The following is a 17,889-nucleotide window of genomic DNA, read 5'->3' on the forward strand; positions in this document are numbered from 1 at the left end:
TGTGCAGCATTTTCGCAGCAGCACGGCCGGCGAGGGGGCACAGGTCAGTACCCCGGCTAACCAGAAATCCTTCGGATTTCTTCTAACGGAGCAGGCCGAAAGCCACGTTGGCGGCGCTCGGCAACGGCAGTCCGACAGTTCAGCCTGCCTTTGCAGGCCACGCACACTCTCCATCGAGCCTCAAGCCCACGGCTACCAGCTCCAGCGTCAGGGAGCCGCCGCATGAGCGATCTCACGGAAGTGGAAGTGTTGTGGCTCGAGAAGCGCATCGAAAACCGCCTTCGGTTCGGTCGCGTCGTCAATGAACGGAAGCTTGATGGTCACCGGCGTGTACTGTCATTCGCGCCTGGCAGCATCTTTGCCTTCGTCCGTTGGACCTCCAGCGACTTTGGCACGATCATCTCGCGGATTGACATCTTGCGCGCGGTCGCGCCAGGACAGCGCTGCTCGACCGTGCCGTATGTGAAGCCGGGTGGAGAGATTTTGCTGCGGCTCTCCGGTTGGCCGAAGGTCGAACGAGTGCTGCAGATGGTCGATGCGGTCGAAGCGCTCGGCATCGATCCCGCCGATGTCGCTCCTGATCATTGGCATCACGTTCATAACCGTCTGTCCGTGAACGAAAATCCGCGTCCGTATACGACAGCGCGCCATCAAGCCTGGTTTAATCGTCAAAAGGTGATGCGATGACGTGCCGTTTCATCATGCTGATAACGACGTTCGTGGTTGCTGCCGCCCTTGTCACGACAATCTTTCTGGAGCCGCTTCCGCTCTACATCTGGAATGCATCGACGAGCGTACCTATCGGTCTCTATCGCTTGCGATCGGCAAAACTCTTTCATGTCACAGAGCTGGTCGCCATTCAGCCGCCGGAACCACTTGCGACCTTTCTAGACCTGAACGGCTATCTGCCGGTCGGCGTCCCCATGCTCAAGCGGGTCTTGGCGCTGCCGGGGCAGACGGTCTGCAGAAGCGGTCTCACTATTTCCGTGAATGAAATTGAAGTCGGCCAGGCCCGGGATCGTGACGGACGCGGCCGGCCGCTGCCGAAATGGCAGGGCTGCCGCGTCGTCGCAGACGGCGAGCTCTTTCTCATGAACTGGCAGTCTCACGATTCTCTTGATGGCCGATATTTCGGATTCTTGCCGGGGTCGGCGGTGATCGGCCGTGCCCTCCCGGTGTGGACGTGGGAGGAGTGATCGTGCGTGTTCTACGTTTCCGTTCTGCCATTCCTCTCTTCGATCAAGTGCAGGACCATTCCTCCGTCCCGACCAAAGCTTGCAAAGCCGACGCGCGCAGCGGCGGTCCAGCGCGGCCGAAAGGCCGGCGCGAAGCGGCTTTACCCTGGACGGGCGCGAGCACGCCGGCACTCTTGCATTTTTTCGAGAGGAGCCTGTGCGCTGCCGTGCCCCTGTTCGTGGCACTGACTGTGAGTAACGCTGCTGCTGCCGCCGAGACGCGACCGGCAGAGCTCACAGCGAGTTATCAAACTGGCAATTCATTTGCGGATTTCGTTGAAGCGGCCTCGCGTCGCTTTGGCATGCCGGTGCGATGGATACTGGCAGTCATAGACGTCGAAAGCGCCCGAAACGTGCGTGCCAAGTCACCGAAAGGCGCCATGGGGCTAATGCAGATCATGCCGGAAACCTGGGCGGAGCTACGTCTGCGGTACAACCTGGGCAACGATCCCTACGATCCCCACGAGAACATCCTTGCAGGTACGGCGTACCTGCGCGAACTGCGCGACCGCTTCGGTGCGCCAGGCTTCCTTGCAGCCTACAACGCGGGACCTGCTCGTTATGGAGAGCATCTCGCCGGCCGTCCGTTACCAGCTGAGACCCAGGCCTATTTGCAGAAGCTTGTGCCCGGCATCGGCAGCGACATTGCCATTTCTAGCGCTGCAAGTCTGCGGCCATCGGTGGGATCGATCTTCATTGTGCGGCTTGAAAGCTCAAAAGCCGCTGCCCGTCTGCAGCCTGTGCGCTCGCCGACCCTATCGCCGACGGCCGCTTCGGTTCACGACATCTCCGCCATTGTGCCACGGACAGCAAAGTTGTTCGTCGCGAGATCTGATGCGGGAGGCTCGCAATGACTGAATGCGCAAGCTGGCATGCATTGGCGTGCTCTGGAGAAGAATGGAGGGAATGGGGGGAGCAGTGGGAAGGCACGACAGCAGGACGGCTCTTCAAATCGGGCTTCGAGATACCGGTGCACGGGGATAGTCACCCGGTGGCCGAATCCGGAGCGTGGTGCAACCACTTATGTGGTCGTTCACACAATGGAGAGCTCCAATGAAACTATATGTTGGATTGGACGTCGGTCTTGACGAAACCAGCCTTTGCATCGTCGATCGTGAGGGTCTCACGGTTCGCGAAGTGAAGGTCAGCACGGAGCCGGAGGCGATCCGCTCCGCTGTGGAGAGCTACGCGGATCGCCTCGATAGAGTGGGAGTCGAGGCGTCATCGCTTGGCATCTGGCTCTATCGCGAACTACAGCCAGCCGGGCTTCCGATCATTGTCGTGGAAGCGCGCCATATGCGCGTTTCGTTATCGACGATGCGCAACAAAACGGATCGCAACGATGCGCGCGGCATCGCGCAGATGATGCGGCTGGGCTGGTATCGTGCCGTCCATGTCAAGAACATCGAGATGCAGAAAATGCGCTCGCTGCTAGCCAACAGAAAGCTCCTCAAGCGCAAGCTGGTCGACCTTGAAAACCACATTCGTGGCACGCTGAGGGCGTACGGTCTGATGGTTGGAGCGGTCGGACGAGGGGGATACGAAGCGCGGGTCCGCGAGCTCATCGAGCACAGCGATCCGGTATTTTGCATGATGATTGAGGCCATGTTGGACGTACGCCGAGCGATCTTCGAGGGCTACGAACGATTGCATAAGGTGCTCCTGCAGGTCGTCCAGCATGATGCGATCTGTCGTCGGTTGATGACCGTACCTGGCGTCGGTCCCGTTGCCGCCCTTTCGTTCAAGGTCGGTGTTGATGACCCTCTTCGTTTTGCACGATCCCGGACAGTCGGCGCACATTTTGGCCTGACGCCGAGGCGACACCAGTCTGGAACGTCCATCGACTACGAAGGCCGAATTACCAAACAGGGCGACGTCGCGGTTCGCGAGGCGCTCTGCGAGGCGGCAGCAAGCCTGCTGCTACGGGTCAGGAAATGGTCGGCGTTGCGGGCGTGGGGCCTGCGGATCGCCAAACGGTCGAGCATGCTGTGCGCGATCGTCGCGGTCGCACGCAAGCTTGCGAGCATCCTGCACAGGATGTGGGTCAATCAGACCGACTTCCGCGTTGGGTTCGGCGCCAAGGTCACACAAAGATTGCGTTTGAAGCCTGCGCAGTAATTGCTGCGGGGACGCAAAAGTTTAGCGCTGGTGTTGCAGCCGGCATGTTGAGAAGGAGCAACCATTAGAGATCCGCGCGCGCGGTGAGCGTCCCCTGGCGGGGCCGCGAAACGGGGAATGTCCGCTATCTCTTGTCTGCTGCCATCTTCGTGATGAGAGCGCCAGACTGCTTGGACGGCCCTGTTTACGAACCTGATGAAGAGCATGCGACGGCCGATGTGCTGAACGCGAAGGAACGCATGGACCCCGCCTGGAGAATGCAAACCGCGGTCGCGGCTTTGGTGAGGTGTGCGCGTTGTTGTTGCAAGGCGTGTGTGATGACTGAAGTGCAGAGAGTCGAAGAAAAGCGTAGGAATGAGTTGACTTTGAATGCCCGATTAGGAAGGCGAGATAAAAGGGGCTCGCCGGTCGAACCGCAAGCCATTGACATGGCTTGGGTCCTGGCGTGCCGGTCGGTCGAGGCGCGTGCCGCGCCTTCGGTTTTCAACAATGCAATCAGAACGATTTTAGGCACTGTAGGCATTTTTGCTCGCTCGGAGCGCTGGGGATGACAACAGGTGACAGCGAACTGCGTATCCGGCCCGGGCGCATCCGCAACACCCGCGCGCCGAAGCCCAAGAGCTTCATCAACCAGGTGCTGCGGGCGGCGAAGAAAGCAGGACACACATCGAGTCAGGCCGCCGCTGGCAGGCGTTCTGCCGTCTACGGGCGCTCGACCTTTGGCCGCGGCAGACTCGGTTTCAGCCGCGCCAGGTTGTTCAGCCCGACGCGGCGCATTTTGGTGAAGGCGCGTGTTGTCCGGCACAAGGGGCGAGCGTTCCGTTCAGCGCCACTGACCGCCCATCTTTCATATCTCAAGCGCGACGGCGTGACTCGAAGTGGCGAGAGGGCAGAGATGTTCGATGAGGGCTGCGACCGCGCCGATAGCGCGGCCTTTGCAGAACGGTGCAAGGACGACCGGCATCATTTCAGGTTCATCGTCTCACCAGAGGATGCCGGTGACATGACCGACCTGAAGGCCTTCGCCCGCGATCTCGCCAGGCAGATGGAGACCGATCTCGGTACGCGGCTCGATTGGGTAGCCGTCGATCACTGGAACACGGACAGCCCTCACGTCCATCTCCTCGTGCGGGGAGTAGATGAGCAAGGGGCGGATCTCGTGATCTCCCGCGACTATATCAGCCAGGGCCTGCGCTCACGCGCCGAGGAACTGGTTGCGATCGAACTAGGTCCAAAGCCCGAGCACGAGATTCGCAATTCGCTGGAGGGGGAAGTAACAGTGGAGCGATGGACACGGCTCGATCGGGAGATCCGGCTGGCGGCCGATGAGACCGGGTATGTCGATCTTCGCCCGGAGAATCCTGGCAAATCCGCCCCCGAGATCCGGCGCCTGATGGTCGGGCGCCTTCAACATCTGGAGAAGAAGGGTCTTGCCGCATCCAGCGCACCAGGGGAATGGATGGTCGGGCTCGAAGCCGAGCGCAGCTTGCGCGACCTCGGCATGCGCGGCGACATCATCAAGACCATGCACCGCGCCTTTACCGAGCGTGGAGAAGCGCGCGGCGTTGCCGACTTCGTCATCGAAGGTGGACAGCCGACTTCCCAGATTATCGGACGGCTGGTCGATCGGGGACTACACGATGAGCTGACGGGTGAGGCTTACGCCCTGATCGATGGAACTGATGGACGCGCGCACCACGTCCGCTTGCGAGGGATCGAGGCCTTCGAACATGCACCGCCCATCGGCGGAATCGTCGAAGTCCGCCGCTTCGGTCCAGCCGGCGATGCGCACCCCACCTTGGTCCTCGCGACCCGTTCCGATCTCGATCTCGGTGGGCAGGTTACCGCAAGAGGGGCCACTTGGCTCGACCATCGACTGGTCGAACGAGATCCCATGCCGCTCGCCATGGGCGGATTCGGCCACGAGACCCGCGACGCCATGGAAGCCCGTACCGAGCATCTGGTTCAAGAGGGCCTGGCGCGGCGGCAGGGCCAACGCATCATCTTGCAGCGCGGCCTTCTGGACACGTTGCGCCGACGCGAGCTGGACGAGGTGGCCGCAAAGGTCTCGGCCGACACCGGCCTGCCTCACGTGAAGGCGGCTTCCGGGGAGCATGTGGCGGGCACGTTTCGCCAGCGGCTGACGCTTACCTCGGGACGCTTCGCCATGATCGATAACGGGCTTGGGTTTCAGCTCGTGCCTTGGTCGCGCGAGCTCGAACAGAAGCTCGGCCAACACGTCACCGGCGTTGTGAAGGACGGCGGTGGCATCGAATGGGGCTTTGGTCGCAAGCGCGACCTCGGCCTTTAGCAATCTCTCTAATTCAGTTGCGGAAGGGCGTTCGCGATGTCCGGAACCAAGATCCTCTGGGGGCAGGTGATCGTTGTCGGCATGATCGTCTTGCTGGCCATCTGGGGCGCGACCGAGTGGACCGCCTGGCGGCTCGCCTGGCAGACCGAACTCGGGCGGCCCTGGTTCGAACTGGCGGGCTTCAAGATCTATTACCCGCCGGTCTTCTTCTGGTGGTGGTTCGTCTTTGATGCTTATGCGCCAGAGGTCTTTGTTGAGGGGGCCTTCATCGCGGCGTCGGGGACATTCGTGTCGATCGCGGCGGCGATCGGCATGTCCGTCTGGCGCGCGCGCGAGGCCAAGAATGTCGAGACCTATGGTTCAGCGCGCTGGGCTGATCTGGAAGAGGTTCAAGCGGCCGGACTTCTTGGTCCGGATGGCGTGGTGCTGGGGAAGCTCGATCGCGACTACCTTCGGCACGACGGACCGGAGCATGTGCTGTGCTTTGCGCCCACCCGGTCCGGCAAAGGCGTCGGCCTCGTCGTTCCCTCGTTGCTGGCTTGGCCGGGCTCGGCCATCGTGCACGACATCAAGGGCGAGAACTGGCAACTGACGGCCGGCTTCCGCGCGCGACATGGCCGCGTCCTGTTGTTCGATCCGACCAACCCAAAATCCTCAGCCTACAATCCGCTGCTCGAGGTCCGGCAGGGAGAGTGGGAGGTTCGCGACGTCCAGAACGTCGCCGATGTCCTGGTCGACCCCGAGGGCTCGCTCGACAAGCGGAACCATTGGGAGAAGACCAGTCATTCGCTTCTGGTCGGCGCCATCCTTCATGTCCTTTACGCGGAGGCCGACAAGACCCTGGCTGGCGTCGCCGCCTTCCTGTCCGACCCGAAGCGGCCGATCGAAGCGACGCTGAAGGCGATGATGACCACCGCGCATCTTGGCGAGCAGGGTGCTCATCCCGTGGTCGCCTCGACCGCCCGCGAACTCCTCAACAAGTCCGAGAACGAACGTTCAGGCGTCCTGTCCACCGCGATGTCGTTCCTCGGGCTGTACCGCGATCCCGTCGTGGCCCAGGTGACCTGCCGGTGCGACTGGCGGATTGCCGATCTGATCGCAGATAGCCGCCCCACGACGCTGTACCTGGTGGTGCCTCCCTCGGATATCTCACGAACCAAACCATTGATCCGCCTGGTGCTGAATCAGATCGGCCGACGCCTGACCGAGGACTTGCACGCCCGCGACCGCCGGCATCGTGTCCTGATGATGCTGGATGAGTTCCCAGCGCTTGGGCGGCTCGATTTCTTCGAGTCCGCGCTCGCCTTCATGGCGGGGTACGGCATCAAGAGTTTTTTGATCGCGCAGTCGCTCAATCAGATCGAGAAGGCCTATGGGCCTAACAATGCGATCCTCGATAACTGCCACGTCCGGGTCAGCTTTGCGACCAATGACGAGCGGACCGCGAAGCGTGTGTCCGATGCGCTTGGTACGGCGACCGAAATGCGGGCGATGAAGAACTATGCCGGGCACCGATTGAACCCATGGCTGGGGCATCTCATGGTCTCACGGCAGGAGACGGCAAGGCCGCTGCTGACACCAGGCGAGGTCATGCAGCTTTCGCCAATGGACGAGATCGTCATGGTGGCGGGGACGGCGCCCATTCGAGCTCGGAAGGCTCGCTACTATGAAGATCGGCGGTTTACCGAGCGGGTCTTGCCGCCGCCCGATCCAGCCGCATCCGGCCGGTCACCGCGAACGGACGGATGGTCTGCATTGGGAGCGCCCAAGCCGGCGTCGCTTCCAACCGAAAGGGGGCGAGCGGAGGAAGATTCGGCGAATAGCGGCCTTCGTCGCGAGCCCGAACTCCCCGATCACGTCGCGATCGCCAAGGAGACGGCCGAACCGACGCCAGCCGAGGAATTTGCCGTCGTTCTTGACGACGACGAGGACGCGGTCCGCCAGTCCCGGCTTCTCCGTCAGCAAATGCGCGGCGTCGCCCGTCAAGCCGCCATGGACCCGAATGACGGCATGGAGCTCTGAGGCAATATGCGCGACCGGATGAACGTGTATTTCCCGCCAGAGCTTCTGAAGCAGATCTCGGATCTGGCCGATCGCCAGAAGCTCTCCCGGTCTGCGATCGTGGAGGCGGCCGTTGCTTCGTTTCTGTCGCCGGATGGATCGGATAGGCGGGAGGCGGCGTTTACCCGTCGCCTGGATCGACTGTCGCGTCAGCTGCAGAGACTGGAGCGAGACGTCGGTTTAACGGCCGAGACGCTGGCTCTCTTCGTCCGTTTCTGGCTGACGGTTACGCCACCGCTACCGAACGACGCGCAGGCGGCTGCGCAGGCAAAAGGCCGGGAGCGGTTTGAAGGATTTGTCGAGGCGCTCGGGCGTCGTTTGCAAAAGGGGCAGAGCTTTCTGCGTGAGATACCGGAAGATATCGTCCGTCAGGAGCCCGCCGGCGGACCTGACTGATCGCTCTCTATGCGCCATCGCGCGAACCCTTCTTTTTCTACGCCAGCCTACGACCGCAGCAATTTAGCCGAGCCTATAAAAAGCCGAACGCGCTATCGGCTCGAATGAGTTGATGAGCAAGAAGGCCGGCATGCAAGTTACAAGGACGTGGCGTCTCACCGTGCGCGTATTTCTACCGTTTGCTGCTGGCTACTATCTTTCGTATCTGTTTCGGACGATCAACGCTTTGATCGTGAGTGATCTCAGCTCGGATGCCGGGCTTGGGTCAGCCAACCTCGGACTGCTTACGTCAGTCTATTTCCTGGTCTTTGCGGCGGCTCAGATCCCGGTCGGTATATTGTTGGACCGCTTTGGTCCGCGTCGGGTCCAGAGCGCGCTGCTCTGGTTCGCAGCACTGGGCGCCGGACTGTTCGCCGTATCGACCGGCTTCCTGTCGTTTTTGATCGCGCGTGCGATGATCGGGCTTGGCGTCGCGGGGGCGCTGACGGCAGGACTTAAGTCCATCATCCTTTGGTTCCCCAGGGAGCGAGTTGCCTTGCTCAACGGCTACATGATCATGCTGGGATCACTAGGAGCGGTGACCGCCACAGTTCCCGTCGAACACCTGCTCGCTTGGATGGGCTGGCGGCAGCTCTTTGAGGTCCTGGCGGCTGCGACCGGTGCCACAGCGATCCTCATCTATGTCGTAGTTCCTGAGCAACGCGTTATCCCATCGAAAGCACCAGCCTCCGCCACCCTGGGATCCGTTTTCAGCGACAGGCGCTTCTGGCGGATAGCCCCGTTGTCGGCGACTTGCGTTGGTTCAGCTTGGTCGCTGCAGGGATTGTGGGCATCACCGTGGCTTGCAGACGTGGAGGGCCTCGATCGCGCGGGCCTCGTCAGACAGCTGTTCATCATGTCGATCGTACTCAGCGGGGGTGCCTGGTTGTTCGGCATGACGATCCATCACGTCAAACGAACAGGTCTCACGGCTGAGACGATATTCGCGATGGTGGCCGTGCTATTTATCGCAGCCGAGCTAGCCTTGATCCTGCGAGTACCTCTGCCGTCCATCTTGCCCTGGTCGGTTGTCGCAATCATCGGAACGGCAACTGTGGTCAGCTTTGCCGTGATAGCTGATTACTTTCCGTCGGAGCTTGCCGGCCGTGCCAATGGCGCCTTGAACGTCTTGCACTTTGGTTGGGCATTTCTGGCACAATATGCGACCGGACTGATCCTGGAGCAATGGTCCACGAACGATGACCATAGGTCGATCTTGGCTTATCAAGTCGCGTTCAGTCTCAACGTAGCGCTGCAGATCGCGGCGTTGGTTTGGTTCGGGCTACCTTGGATCCAATCCTTTGCTTGCTGGATGAATTCAGTCCCTTCCACCATGCCGGTCAGCGCTTTCGACGTGGTCGAAGCAAGCATTTTCTGCGAGCAATCGGACGGCGAGGTGGAGTGGTGACCCGCGCGACCTAAGCGCCACTCTCCGTCGTGACGAGGCTGTTGAGGCGTCGCTTCGCGCCGGTCGCGATGGATTCTGCCATCGCCTGCGGGAAATCTTTCGGCAGCTTCGCAATCGTTGCGTCGATCTTCGTGCCAGCCGTATCCGCGAGCTCTTCGATGATGCCGCGAACCACGCTGTCGGGCAGGCCGCAAGTCCTTGCGGTTTGCACGAAATGTCGGCCGAGAATCGTGTGTACTACGTAGTGGCGACTATTGCCGATCGCCATGGCGAGCTTCATCTGGTTTTGCGTGATCTGCTTGGCATCGAGGCTCGGTTGCGTTGAGATGATGTCGTACAGCGGCGCGAGGACGAATCGTCCGCCGGGCGAGAGGTGGATGCTGAAATTCTTGGCGTGGCCGTCAGTAGCCGCCAGAAGCCAGAAAACGATTTGTGCCTTGAAGAAGGTCGCTTGGTCGGTCGCCGGTGTATCGCTGCCTTTGAGGAGATCAGAGATATTTCGGATGCCCGGGCCGCCGTCCGATTCGTATTTGCGCCCGGGCGGGACGGAAAGCGCCTGACAGCAATCTTCCTGTGGCAGGCGCAGAAGCCGTCCGTCGTGCGCCCATGTGCGGTCGAAGCGCTCGATGGCGAGCACGCGCCGGCCCGCGAAATCAACGATGCGCGACTTGGCGACGGGCAAGTCGAGCGCGGCGACGAGCTTCAGGCAGAGATGCTCGTTTTCAACGCTGTGGGTCAGGTCGACGCCGTTCGGTAACCTGCCGATCTGCGGTTTGATGATGTGCGTGGTGGCGGTCGTACCGTGCGGCACATGCCACTTGTCCTTCCAGTAGAGAAGCGCGGTTTTTTCCTGGGCTCCAGCCAGAGAGATACGAAACTCCTGATCGGGACCGATGCCGAGCGGATTGTTGGCGAGATTGGCAAGGACCGCCGCGATGTCCTGGTCGCTCGCGACGCGAGCGTCAATCGCACCCGCCGCTCCGGGTGCCGTTCCATCCGGAAGGAATTGCAGGGCGCCGACGCAGTCGCGGCCGATCGCGGAAAGCAGGCTGTAAGCATCGGCTCCGCCGGCATGCGCGCGTTCGGCGACACGCCGGCGGATGTCGTCGTTATCGGGAAGCAGGTTATCGAAGACTGCAATGACGGGGTCACCGATATAGCGGTCTTCGCGTAGAGGTATCGATACCGAGACCGGGATGGCGTTCTCCCATCCCAGCCAGGCTTCGTCGTATTGGAAATCGATGGCGCCGCTGCTCTCCCGCCGCAGCCGCCCGACCAGACGAGCATTCAGGTAGACGTTGAGAGGCGCTCGGATAGGACGGCGTCCCATCAGAACAGATCCTCGATGGCTTTGGCCGACACCTTCGTGCGTGGTCGGAGGACCAGTTCCAAGTCGAGCGCGGCCAGCGCATCCATGAGGATGCGCAGTTGCGTCGCTGGTTCGCCGGCCTCCAGCTTCGAGACTGTCGCTTGGCGCGCGTGCATCTTGTCGCCTAGGCCGCTCTGGGTGAGTTTTTTTTGCCGGCGGTGCCGCTTAATGGCGGCGCCAAGCTGCCGAGGGGTTCGAGCGATCGTATCCATTGGAGCTTGATACGCGAATGCGTATAAAATGTCAATATACGTGGATGCGTATATAGAGAAAATATACGAACTCGCGTATGGAACGTCAATATACGCAATCGCGTATAACGCTTTGGCCCGATCACACCGCAGGCGGATGTTGCAGTGATTGAATGAATAGCGCCGGCGCCACGGTCATACTATGAGCGCGTATGATGAGGCCGAGTGTGAGCAGCAACTCGCAAGCGACCCGATGCGATTGAGTAAGCCTCAAACATCGGTTCTCGGTCTTTCTTTTTCTACGCCAGTCTACGATCACCGAAAGCGCTCGTTGCGCCAAGCCCATTGGTGCCTTTTCTAATCATCCCCACCTGAGGGCCCGCTGTGGAGGTCCTCATTCGGTGGGGACGTCGGTGGCAATCCATTCCATCCAATCGGAAGCGAATTCGCGCGGTGCGCGAATGCTGCGTAGCGCGCTTGGCGCGGCGATTGCCAGCTACCTCGAGGATGAAACGATCATCGAGGTGATGCTCAACCCGGATGGGCGGTTGTGGATCGATCGGTTGTCGAGCGGCTTGATCGATACAGGCGAAACTTTGTCCGCAGCAGATGGCGAGCGCATTGTTCGCCTGGTGGCGCATCACGTCGGCGCCGAGGTGCATGCCGGCGCGCCTCGGGTCTCGGCCGAATTGCCCGGAACCGGGGAGCGCTTCGAAGGTCTCTTGCCTCCCGTCGTGGCAGCTCCGGCGTTCGCGATCCGCAAGCCCGCTGTCGCCGTCTTTACGCTCGACGACTACGTCGCCAGAGAGATCATGTCCTCGAAGCAGGCCACAATCCTGAAGGGTGCGGTCGCCGCTCGTAAGAATATCCTTGTCGCCGGTGGGACATCGACCGGCAAGACAACGTTGACGAATGCGCTCCTGGCCGAGGTGGCAAAGAGCTCCGATCGGGTCGTTCTGATCGAAGACACGCGCGAACTTCAGTGCAAGGCGCCCAACCTTGTAGCATTGCGGACCAAAGATGGCGTGGCGACGCTATCGGATCTCGTTCGGTCCTCGCTCCGACTGCGTCCCGATCGTATCCCGGTTGGCGAGGTCCGCGGTGCGGAGGCACTCGATCTGCTCAAAGCTTGGGGCACCGGTCATCCTGGCGGCATCGGCACGATTCACGCGGGCACCGCGCTCGGTGCCTTGCGGCGGCTTGAGCAGCTCATCCAGGAAGCCGTCATTACGGTTCCGCGTGCCCTGATCGCCGAGACCATCAACATCGTCGCCGTCCTTGCGGGGCGCGGCGCCGACCGTCGTCTCTCCGAGCTCGCCATCGTCTCGGGGCTTGGAGCCGCCGGTGACTACAGCCTTTCATCAGCAGGAGACTGACATGCGTCTGCAATTTCGCTTTTTTCGTGGGGCATCGTTGGCGGCTTTCGGCGCGGTGCTCTTGGCAGCACCGCCGGCATGGGCCGCCGGCTCGAACATGCCGTGGGAGCAACCGCTCAATCAGATCCTGCAGTCGGTCGAGGGGCCGGTCGCCAAGATCATCGCCGTCATCATCATCGTCGTCACCGGCCTCACGCTCGCGTTCGGAGATTCCTCGGGTGGTTTCCGCAGGCTGATCCAGATCGTATTCGGTCTGTCGATCGCGTTCGCCGCCTCGAGCTTCTTCCTGTCGTTCTTCTCCTTCGGCGGGGGCGTGGTGATCTGATGGATGAGCCGGTCGCAGGTTTTGTCGTGCCCGTCCACCGCGCGCTTACCGAGCCCATCCTGATGGGCGGTGCGCCGCGATCGGTCGCGATTGTCAACGGCACGCTTGCGGCCGCGCTTGGGCTCGGACTGCGACTGTGGATCGCGGGTCTGGTCCTCTGGTTCATCGGCCACATGGCCGCCGTCTGGGCCGCCAAGCGCGATCCCGCCTTCGTCGACGTGGTGCGCCGACATCTGCGCATTCCCGGCCATCTCAACCTCTGAGTTATCGGTCATGATGAACCTTGCCGAATATCGCCATTCCAATGCGCGTCTTGGCGATTTCCTGCCCTGGGCAGCCCTCGTCGACGAGGGGATCATTCTCAACAAGGACGGCTCGTTCCAGCGGACAGCGAAGTTCCGCGGACCCGACCTCGACAGTGCGGTGCCAGCCGAACTTGTTGGCGTGGCCGGTCGTCTGAACAACGCCCTGCGCCGCCTGGGATCTGGCTGGGCCGTGTTCGTTGAGGCGCAGCGCCATTTTGCCGGTAGCTATCCTCCGAGCACGTTTCCGGACGTCGCATCTGCATTGGTTGACGCCGAGCGCAGGGCTCAGTTCGAGGAGGCCGGCGCCCACTACGAGTCCAGCTACTTCCTGACCTTCCTCTATCTTCCACCGGAGGAGGGGGCAGCCAAGGCAGAACGACTGCTCTATGAAGGGCGCGATCGGACCGTTGGAGCCGATGTTCGCGAGGTACTTCGCGGCTTTGTAGATCAAACCAGCCGCGTGCTCGGGCTTCTCGAAGGGTTCATGCCAGAATGCGCATGGCTCGATGATCAGGCCACGCTGACCTATCTGCACTCGACGATTTCGACCAAGCGGCATCGCGTTCGCGTGCCCGAAATTCCCATGTACATCGATGCGTTGTTGGCCGACCAGCCGCTAACCGGCGGGCTCGAGCCGATGCTGGGCTCAGCCAATCTGCGGGTTCTGACCATCGTTGGCTTCCCGGGCGCGACGACGCCTGGAATTCTGGATGACCTCAATCGCCTGCCATTCTCGTACCGGTGGTCGACGCGCGCGATCATGCTCGACAAGACCGATGCCACCAAGCTTTTGACCAAGATCCGCCGCCAGTGGTTCGCCAAGCGCAAGTCGGTTGGCGCCATCCTCAAGGAGGTCATGACCAACGAGGCATCGACGCTGCTCGATACCGACGCTCACAACAAGGCGCTCGACGCCGACGCCGCCCTGCAGGAACTGGGCTCGGACCAGATCGGACAGGCCTTTGTCACCGCGACCATTACGGTGTGGGACGTCGATCCCGGCGCGGCCGACGAAAAGCTCCGCCTCGTTGAGAAGGCCGTTCAGGGCCGCGATTTCACCTGCATGATCGAGACAGTGAACGCCGTGGAAGCCTGGCTCGGCAGTCTGCCCGGGCATGTCTATGCCAATGTGCGGCAGCCGCCGGTCTCGACCCTCAACCTCGCCCACATGATTTCGATGTCGGCCGTTTGGGCGGGCGAGACTCGGGATCTGCATTTTGGCGGTCCGCCGCTCCTGTTTGGCAAAACTGAAGGTTCAACCCCGTTCCGGTTTTCGCTTCACGTCGGTGACGTCGGCCATACCCTGGTGGTGGGGCCGACAGGTGCTGGCAAGTCCGTCCTGCTCGCGCTGATGGCAATGCAGTTCCGCCGTTACCCGAACTCCCAAGTGTTTGCGTTCGACTTCGGTGGTTCGATCCGCGGGGCCGCGCTCGCCATGGGCGGCGACTGGCATGATCTCGGCGGTGCCTTGTCTGACGGAGGCGATCGACCTGTCGCGTTGCAGCCGCTGGCCTGGATCGACGACCCCTCGGAGCGTGGATGGGCCACGGAATGGGTCGGTGCAATCCTGGCACGGGAAAAGGTTGAGATCACCCCGGAGGTCAAGGACCATCTGTGGTCGGCACTGACGTCTCTCGCTTCCGCGCCGATGCAGGAACGCACCCTGACGGGCCTGTCAGTCCTTCTGCAATCGAACGCCCTGAAACGCGCCTTGCAACCCTATTGCCTCGGCGGTTCGTCCGGGCGCCTGCTTGATGCCGAGTTCGAGCGCCTTGGGGAATCATCCGTCCAGGCGTTCGAGACCGAAGGGTTGATCGGGACGAGCGCGGCCCCGGCCGTGCTGGCCTACCTGTTTCATCGCATTGGGGATCGTCTCGACGGCCGTCCCACACTTCTCATCGTCGATGAGGGTTGGCTTGCCCTCGATGACGAGGATTTCGCCGGCCAGCTCCGCGAATGGCTGAAGACGCTTCGCAAGAAGAACGCCTCCGTCGTCTTTGCCACCCAGTCGCTATCCGATATCGACGGCTCCGCCATCGCGCCGGCGATCATCGAAAGTTGCCCGACGCGTCTGTTGCTGCCGAACGAGCGGGCGATCGAACCGCAGATCACTGCCATCTACCGCCGCTTCGGACTCAACGACCGTCAGATCGAGCTACTGAGCCGGGCTACACCGAAGCGGGACTACTATTGTCAGTCCCGCCGCGGTAACCGGATGTTCGAGCTCGGCCTCGGCGAAGTTGCGCTCGCCTTTACTGCGGCGTCCTCCAAAACCGACCAAGCAGCAATCGAGCGGCTTCTCGCGGAGCACGGGCATGACGGCTTCGTGCCGGCCTGGCTTCAGCACCGCGGGGTCGCCTGGGCCATGGACCTGATCCCCAGTCTCTCCAATCTGGAGAAATCACAATGAGGCGCCTTGGTCTATTCGCCGCCGCGGGCACGATCGCCCTGACGCTTTGCGTCACGGGGCCGGCCCGAGCGCAGTGGATCGTTTTCGATCCCAATAATTACGTCCAGAACGTGCTGACCGCCGCGCGCGAACTGCAGCAGATCAGCAATCAGATCACCTCGTTGCAGAACGAAGCGCAGATGCTGATCAATCAGGCCAGGAATCTGGCAAGCCTGCCGTATTCCTCGCTCCAGCAACTGCAATCTTCGATCCAGCGAACCCAGCAATTGCTGGCCCAGGCCCAGCGGATCGCCTACGACGTCCAGCAGATCGATCGCGCCTTCTCGACCAGCTATGCGCCGGCGAGCGGCAGCCAGTCCAGCCAGTTGCTGATCAACAACGCTCAATCGCGCTGGCAAAACTCAGTCGCCGCGTTGCAGGACTCCCTCCGAGTTCAGGCCGGTGTCGTGGGCAACCTCGATACCAACCGCATCCAGACATCGGCGCTCGTAACATCGAGCCAGGGTGCCAGCGGCGCCCTGCAGGCCACCCAGGCCGGCAACCAGATCCTCGCACTTCAGGCGCAGCAGCTTGCCGATCTCACCGCCGCTGTCGCGGCACAGGGTCGGGCGCAGAGCCTTGAAGCGGCGCAGCGCGCGGCAGCCCAGGACCAGGGGCGAGAACAGCTCCGGCGATTTCTGACGCCGGGGCAGGGCTATCAATCCCAGGACGTGCGGATGTTCCACTGATGTCTGATACAGGTCCCTTCAAGGCATTATCGCTACTCGTCTCAGTCGGGGTGCTGGTGGTCGCAGGCTGTGCGATTCACCTCCGTGGCGGGGAAGAAACCTCTGCGTCACCAACGGCAGAGCAGACCAAAGACGTCGATCGTTCCGAGCTTGCGCGCTGCCGCACCGTCTCTGCGGAAGATGCAGCGGACTATCAGCATTGCCTGAAGGTCTGGGCCGAAAACCGCCGTCGTTTTTTCGGCAAGCGGGACGGTGCTGCCGCTGCAGAAGCCGGCGTGATAGCCGTGCCAAAAGATCAGAGCCGGATGCCACAAGGATATCCGGCCGCCGGCGTGCCCGGAGAAGATAAGCCATGAGCGGCACCGGCATCATCGACCAGTTCCTTGAGACATTCACCCGCTATATCGACAACGGTTTTGGTCTCTTGGGTGGCGAGGTCGGATATCTCGCGACAACGCTTGCCGCCATCGACATCACGCTTGCCGCCTTATTCTGGAGTTGGGGCACGGACGAGGACATCATCGCGCGTCTCGTCAAGAAAACGCTATTCGTTGGCATTTTTGCCTATCTGATCGGTAATTGGAACAACCTCGCACGGATCGTCTTCGAGAGCTTTGCCGGCCTCGGGCTGAAAGCCTCCGGCTCGAGCCTCTCCGCGTCAGACTTTCTGCGCCCGGGAAAAATCGCCCAAGTCGGGCTCGACGCGGGGAGGCCGATGCTCGATTCAATCTCGAACCTGATGGGCTACATCAGCTTCTTCGAGAATTTCATCCAGATCGTTGTTCTCCTGTTCGCATGGATCGTGGTGCTGCTCGCCTTCTTCATTTTGGCGATCCAGCTCTTCGTCACCCTGATCGAGTTCAAGCTGACGACGTTGGCCGGCTTTGTGCTCATACCCTTTGGTCTGTTTGGCAAGACGGCCTTCGCGGCGGAGCGGGTCCTTGGCAACGTCATATCGTCCGGGATCAAGGTTTTGGTCCTGGCCGTCATCGTGGGCATTGGCTCAACCCTGTTCTCGCAGTTCACGGCGGGCTTTGGCGGCGCGCAGCCTACAATCGAAGATGCGATGACGCTGGTGCTCGCGGCGCTCTCCTTGCTGGGTCTCGGTATCTTCGGTCCCGGAATCGCAAACGGCCTGGTGTCGGGCGGGCCCCAGCTCGGCGCCGGCGCCGCGATTGGGACGGGCCTTGCTGCCGGCGGCGTTGTTGCGGCGGGTGCCGGCCTTGCCGCCGGTGGTGCTGGTCTTGCTGGTGGTGCGCTCGCCGGTGCGGGGCGTGGTGGGGCTGCCATGGTGAGTGGCGCATCCGGGGCGTATCGGAGTGGTGGTCTTGCCGGTGTCGCGGAGGCGGGTGGCTCGGCTGTGATGAGCCCGCTACGTCGAGCCGCGGCCGCATTCGCCGGCAGCGGGCAAGCGAGTGAGCCGGCCGCAAGTATGTCAACCGAGGGGCAGCCCGGTTGGGCGCGGCGCATGAAACGCTCTCAGACCATTCGGCACGGCGCGTCGGCGGCCGGTCATGCCGTGCGCTCCGGCGATCATGGCGGCAGCGGCTCGTCTGTCGATCTCTCGGAAGGAGAGCGATGACAGGCAGCATCCGGCAATTTGCCGCCCTCCGCAAG

The 17,889-nt window shown here is 61.8% G+C and carries 18 protein-coding genes; 16 read left to right on the top strand and 2 right to left on the bottom strand.

The window, feature by feature from the left end; translation table 11 throughout:
* From FXB41_RS37765 to FXB41_RS37805, 9 genes are all read left to right on the top strand, one after another.
* Positions 1-226, top strand: a 226-nt coding sequence (locus FXB41_RS37765; protein ID WP_219685379.1) for a hypothetical protein, incomplete at its 5' end; no start/stop codon positions are given.
* Positions 223-687 (top strand): DUF2840 domain-containing protein, encoded by a 465-nt coding sequence (locus FXB41_RS37770; protein ID WP_219685380.1) that lies wholly within the window; start codon positions 223-225, stop codon positions 685-687. The genes FXB41_RS37765 and FXB41_RS37770, both read left to right, overlap by 4 nt.
* A complete protein-coding gene (locus FXB41_RS37775; RefSeq protein WP_219685381.1) occupies positions 684-1,196 on the top strand; it encodes a S26 family signal peptidase in 513 nt (170 codons plus the stop codon). Before FXB41_RS37770 ends, FXB41_RS37775 begins: the two co-directional genes overlap by 4 nt.
* A gap of 2 nt (positions 1,197-1,198) precedes the next feature.
* A complete protein-coding gene (locus tag FXB41_RS37780; protein WP_219685382.1) occupies positions 1,199-2,089 on the top strand; it encodes a lytic transglycosylase domain-containing protein in 891 nt (296 codons plus the stop codon).
* A gap of 199 nt (positions 2,090-2,288) precedes the next feature.
* Positions 2,289-3,353, top strand: coding sequence for an IS110 family RNA-guided transposase (locus FXB41_RS37785; RefSeq protein WP_219685383.1), 1,065 nt, complete (start codon positions 2,289-2,291; stop codon positions 3,351-3,353).
* Positions 3,354-3,900: 547 nt separating this feature from the next.
* On the top strand, positions 3,901-5,664 hold the full coding sequence (locus FXB41_RS37790; RefSeq protein WP_219685384.1) for a relaxase/mobilization nuclease domain-containing protein: 1,764 nt from the start codon (positions 3,901-3,903) through the stop codon (positions 5,662-5,664).
* A gap of 36 nt (positions 5,665-5,700) precedes the next feature.
* The gene (locus FXB41_RS37795; protein ID WP_219685385.1) at positions 5,701-7,686 is read left to right on the top strand and encodes a conjugal transfer protein TraG; all 1,986 of its coding nucleotides are present in this window, start codon (positions 5,701-5,703) and stop codon (positions 7,684-7,686) included.
* Between the two features lie 6 nt (positions 7,687-7,692).
* Entirely contained in the window at positions 7,693-8,121 is a 429-nt protein-coding gene (locus FXB41_RS37800) for a ribbon-helix-helix protein, CopG family (protein WP_027519220.1), read from the top strand.
* A 112-nt stretch (positions 8,122-8,233) separates the two neighbouring features.
* Positions 8,234-9,568, top strand: coding sequence for an MFS transporter (locus FXB41_RS37805; protein ID WP_219685386.1), 1,335 nt, complete (start codon positions 8,234-8,236; stop codon positions 9,566-9,568).
* Positions 9,569-9,578: 10 nt separating this feature from the next.
* On the opposite strand, the gene FXB41_RS37810 is transcribed toward FXB41_RS37805, so the two are convergent.
* A complete protein-coding gene (locus tag FXB41_RS37810; protein ID WP_219685387.1) occupies positions 9,579-10,898 on the bottom strand; it encodes a type II toxin-antitoxin system HipA family toxin in 1,320 nt (439 codons plus the stop codon).
* Positions 10,898-11,149: a helix-turn-helix domain-containing protein gene (locus FXB41_RS37815; RefSeq protein WP_219685388.1), complete on the bottom strand. Its 252-nt coding sequence runs from the start codon at positions 11,147-11,149 to the stop codon at positions 10,898-10,900. The genes FXB41_RS37810 and FXB41_RS37815 overlap by 1 nt, the downstream gene beginning before the upstream one ends.
* Before the next feature lie 440 nt (positions 11,150-11,589).
* Here FXB41_RS37815 and trbB point away from each other — a divergent pair, with 440 nt between their 5' ends.
* From trbB to trbL, 7 genes are read left to right on the top strand one after another with little or no spacing between them, the layout of a single operon-like run.
* Entirely contained in the window at positions 11,590-12,504 is a 915-nt protein-coding gene (trbB, locus tag FXB41_RS37820; protein ID WP_219685389.1) for a P-type conjugative transfer ATPase TrbB, read from the top strand.
* Position 12,505: 1 nt separating this feature from the next.
* Positions 12,506-12,829, top strand: coding sequence for a TrbC/VirB2 family type IV secretion system protein (locus FXB41_RS37825; RefSeq protein ID WP_219685390.1), 324 nt, complete (start codon positions 12,506-12,508; stop codon positions 12,827-12,829).
* Positions 12,829-13,092 (top strand): VirB3 family type IV secretion system protein, encoded by a 264-nt coding sequence (locus FXB41_RS37830; RefSeq protein ID WP_219685391.1) that lies wholly within the window; start codon positions 12,829-12,831, stop codon positions 13,090-13,092. The genes FXB41_RS37825 and FXB41_RS37830 overlap by 1 nt, the downstream gene beginning before the upstream one ends.
* 10 nt (positions 13,093-13,102) lie before the next feature.
* A complete protein-coding gene (trbE, locus tag FXB41_RS37835) occupies positions 13,103-15,544 on the top strand; it encodes a conjugal transfer protein TrbE (RefSeq protein WP_219685404.1) in 2,442 nt (813 codons plus the stop codon).
* Entirely contained in the window at positions 15,541-16,272 is a 732-nt protein-coding gene (gene trbJ / locus FXB41_RS37840) for a P-type conjugative transfer protein TrbJ (protein WP_219685392.1), read from the top strand. Before trbE ends, trbJ begins: the two co-directional genes overlap by 4 nt.
* Positions 16,272-16,628, top strand: a complete 357-nt coding sequence (gene trbK-alt, locus FXB41_RS37845) for a putative entry exclusion protein TrbK-alt (protein ID WP_219685393.1) — start codon at positions 16,272-16,274, stop codon at positions 16,626-16,628. The genes trbJ and trbK-alt overlap by 1 nt, the downstream gene beginning before the upstream one ends.
* Entirely contained in the window at positions 16,625-17,854 is a 1,230-nt protein-coding gene (gene trbL / locus FXB41_RS37850) for a P-type conjugative transfer protein TrbL (protein WP_219685394.1), read from the top strand. The genes trbK-alt and trbL overlap by 4 nt, the downstream gene beginning before the upstream one ends.
* The last annotated feature ends 35 nt before the right edge of the window (positions 17,855-17,889 follow it).

Source organism: Bradyrhizobium canariense (assembly GCF_019402665.1).
In the GTDB taxonomy this organism is placed as follows: Bacteria; Pseudomonadota; Alphaproteobacteria; order Rhizobiales; family Xanthobacteraceae; genus Bradyrhizobium; species Bradyrhizobium canariense.

Bases quoted from the DNA above. Each gene is read 5' to 3' on its own strand.
- FXB41_RS37770 (WP_219685380.1), top strand. From the start codon at position 223: ATGAGCGATCTCACGGAAGTGGAAGTGTTGTGGCTCGAGAAGCGCATC.
- FXB41_RS37775 (WP_219685381.1), top strand. From the start codon at position 684: ATGACGTGCCGTTTCATCATGCTGATAACGACGTTCGTGGTTGCTGCC.
- FXB41_RS37785 (WP_219685383.1), top strand. From the start codon at position 2,289: ATGAAACTATATGTTGGATTGGACGTCGGTCTTGACGAAACCAGCCTT.
- FXB41_RS37790 (WP_219685384.1), top strand. From the start codon at position 3,901: ATGACAACAGGTGACAGCGAACTGCGTATCCGGCCCGGGCGCATCCGC.
- FXB41_RS37795 (WP_219685385.1), top strand. From the start codon at position 5,701: ATGTCCGGAACCAAGATCCTCTGGGGGCAGGTGATCGTTGTCGGCATG.
- FXB41_RS37800 (WP_027519220.1), top strand. From the start codon at position 7,693: ATGCGCGACCGGATGAACGTGTATTTCCCGCCAGAGCTTCTGAAGCAG.
- FXB41_RS37805 (WP_219685386.1), top strand. From the start codon at position 8,234: ATGAGCAAGAAGGCCGGCATGCAAGTTACAAGGACGTGGCGTCTCACC.
- FXB41_RS37810 (WP_219685387.1), bottom strand. From the start codon at position 10,898: ATGGGACGCCGTCCTATCCGAGCGCCTCTCAACGTCTACCTGAATGCT.
- FXB41_RS37815 (WP_219685388.1), bottom strand. From the start codon at position 11,149: ATGGATACGATCGCTCGAACCCCTCGGCAGCTTGGCGCCGCCATTAAG.
- trbB (WP_219685389.1), top strand. From the start codon at position 11,590: ATGCTGCGTAGCGCGCTTGGCGCGGCGATTGCCAGCTACCTCGAGGAT.
- FXB41_RS37825 (WP_219685390.1), top strand. From the start codon at position 12,506: ATGCGTCTGCAATTTCGCTTTTTTCGTGGGGCATCGTTGGCGGCTTTC.
- FXB41_RS37830 (WP_219685391.1), top strand. From the start codon at position 12,829: ATGGATGAGCCGGTCGCAGGTTTTGTCGTGCCCGTCCACCGCGCGCTT.
- trbE (WP_219685404.1), top strand. From the start codon at position 13,103: ATGATGAACCTTGCCGAATATCGCCATTCCAATGCGCGTCTTGGCGAT.
- trbJ (WP_219685392.1), top strand. From the start codon at position 15,541: ATGAGGCGCCTTGGTCTATTCGCCGCCGCGGGCACGATCGCCCTGACG.
- trbK-alt (WP_219685393.1), top strand. From the start codon at position 16,272: ATGTCTGATACAGGTCCCTTCAAGGCATTATCGCTACTCGTCTCAGTC.
- trbL (WP_219685394.1), top strand. From the start codon at position 16,625: ATGAGCGGCACCGGCATCATCGACCAGTTCCTTGAGACATTCACCCGC.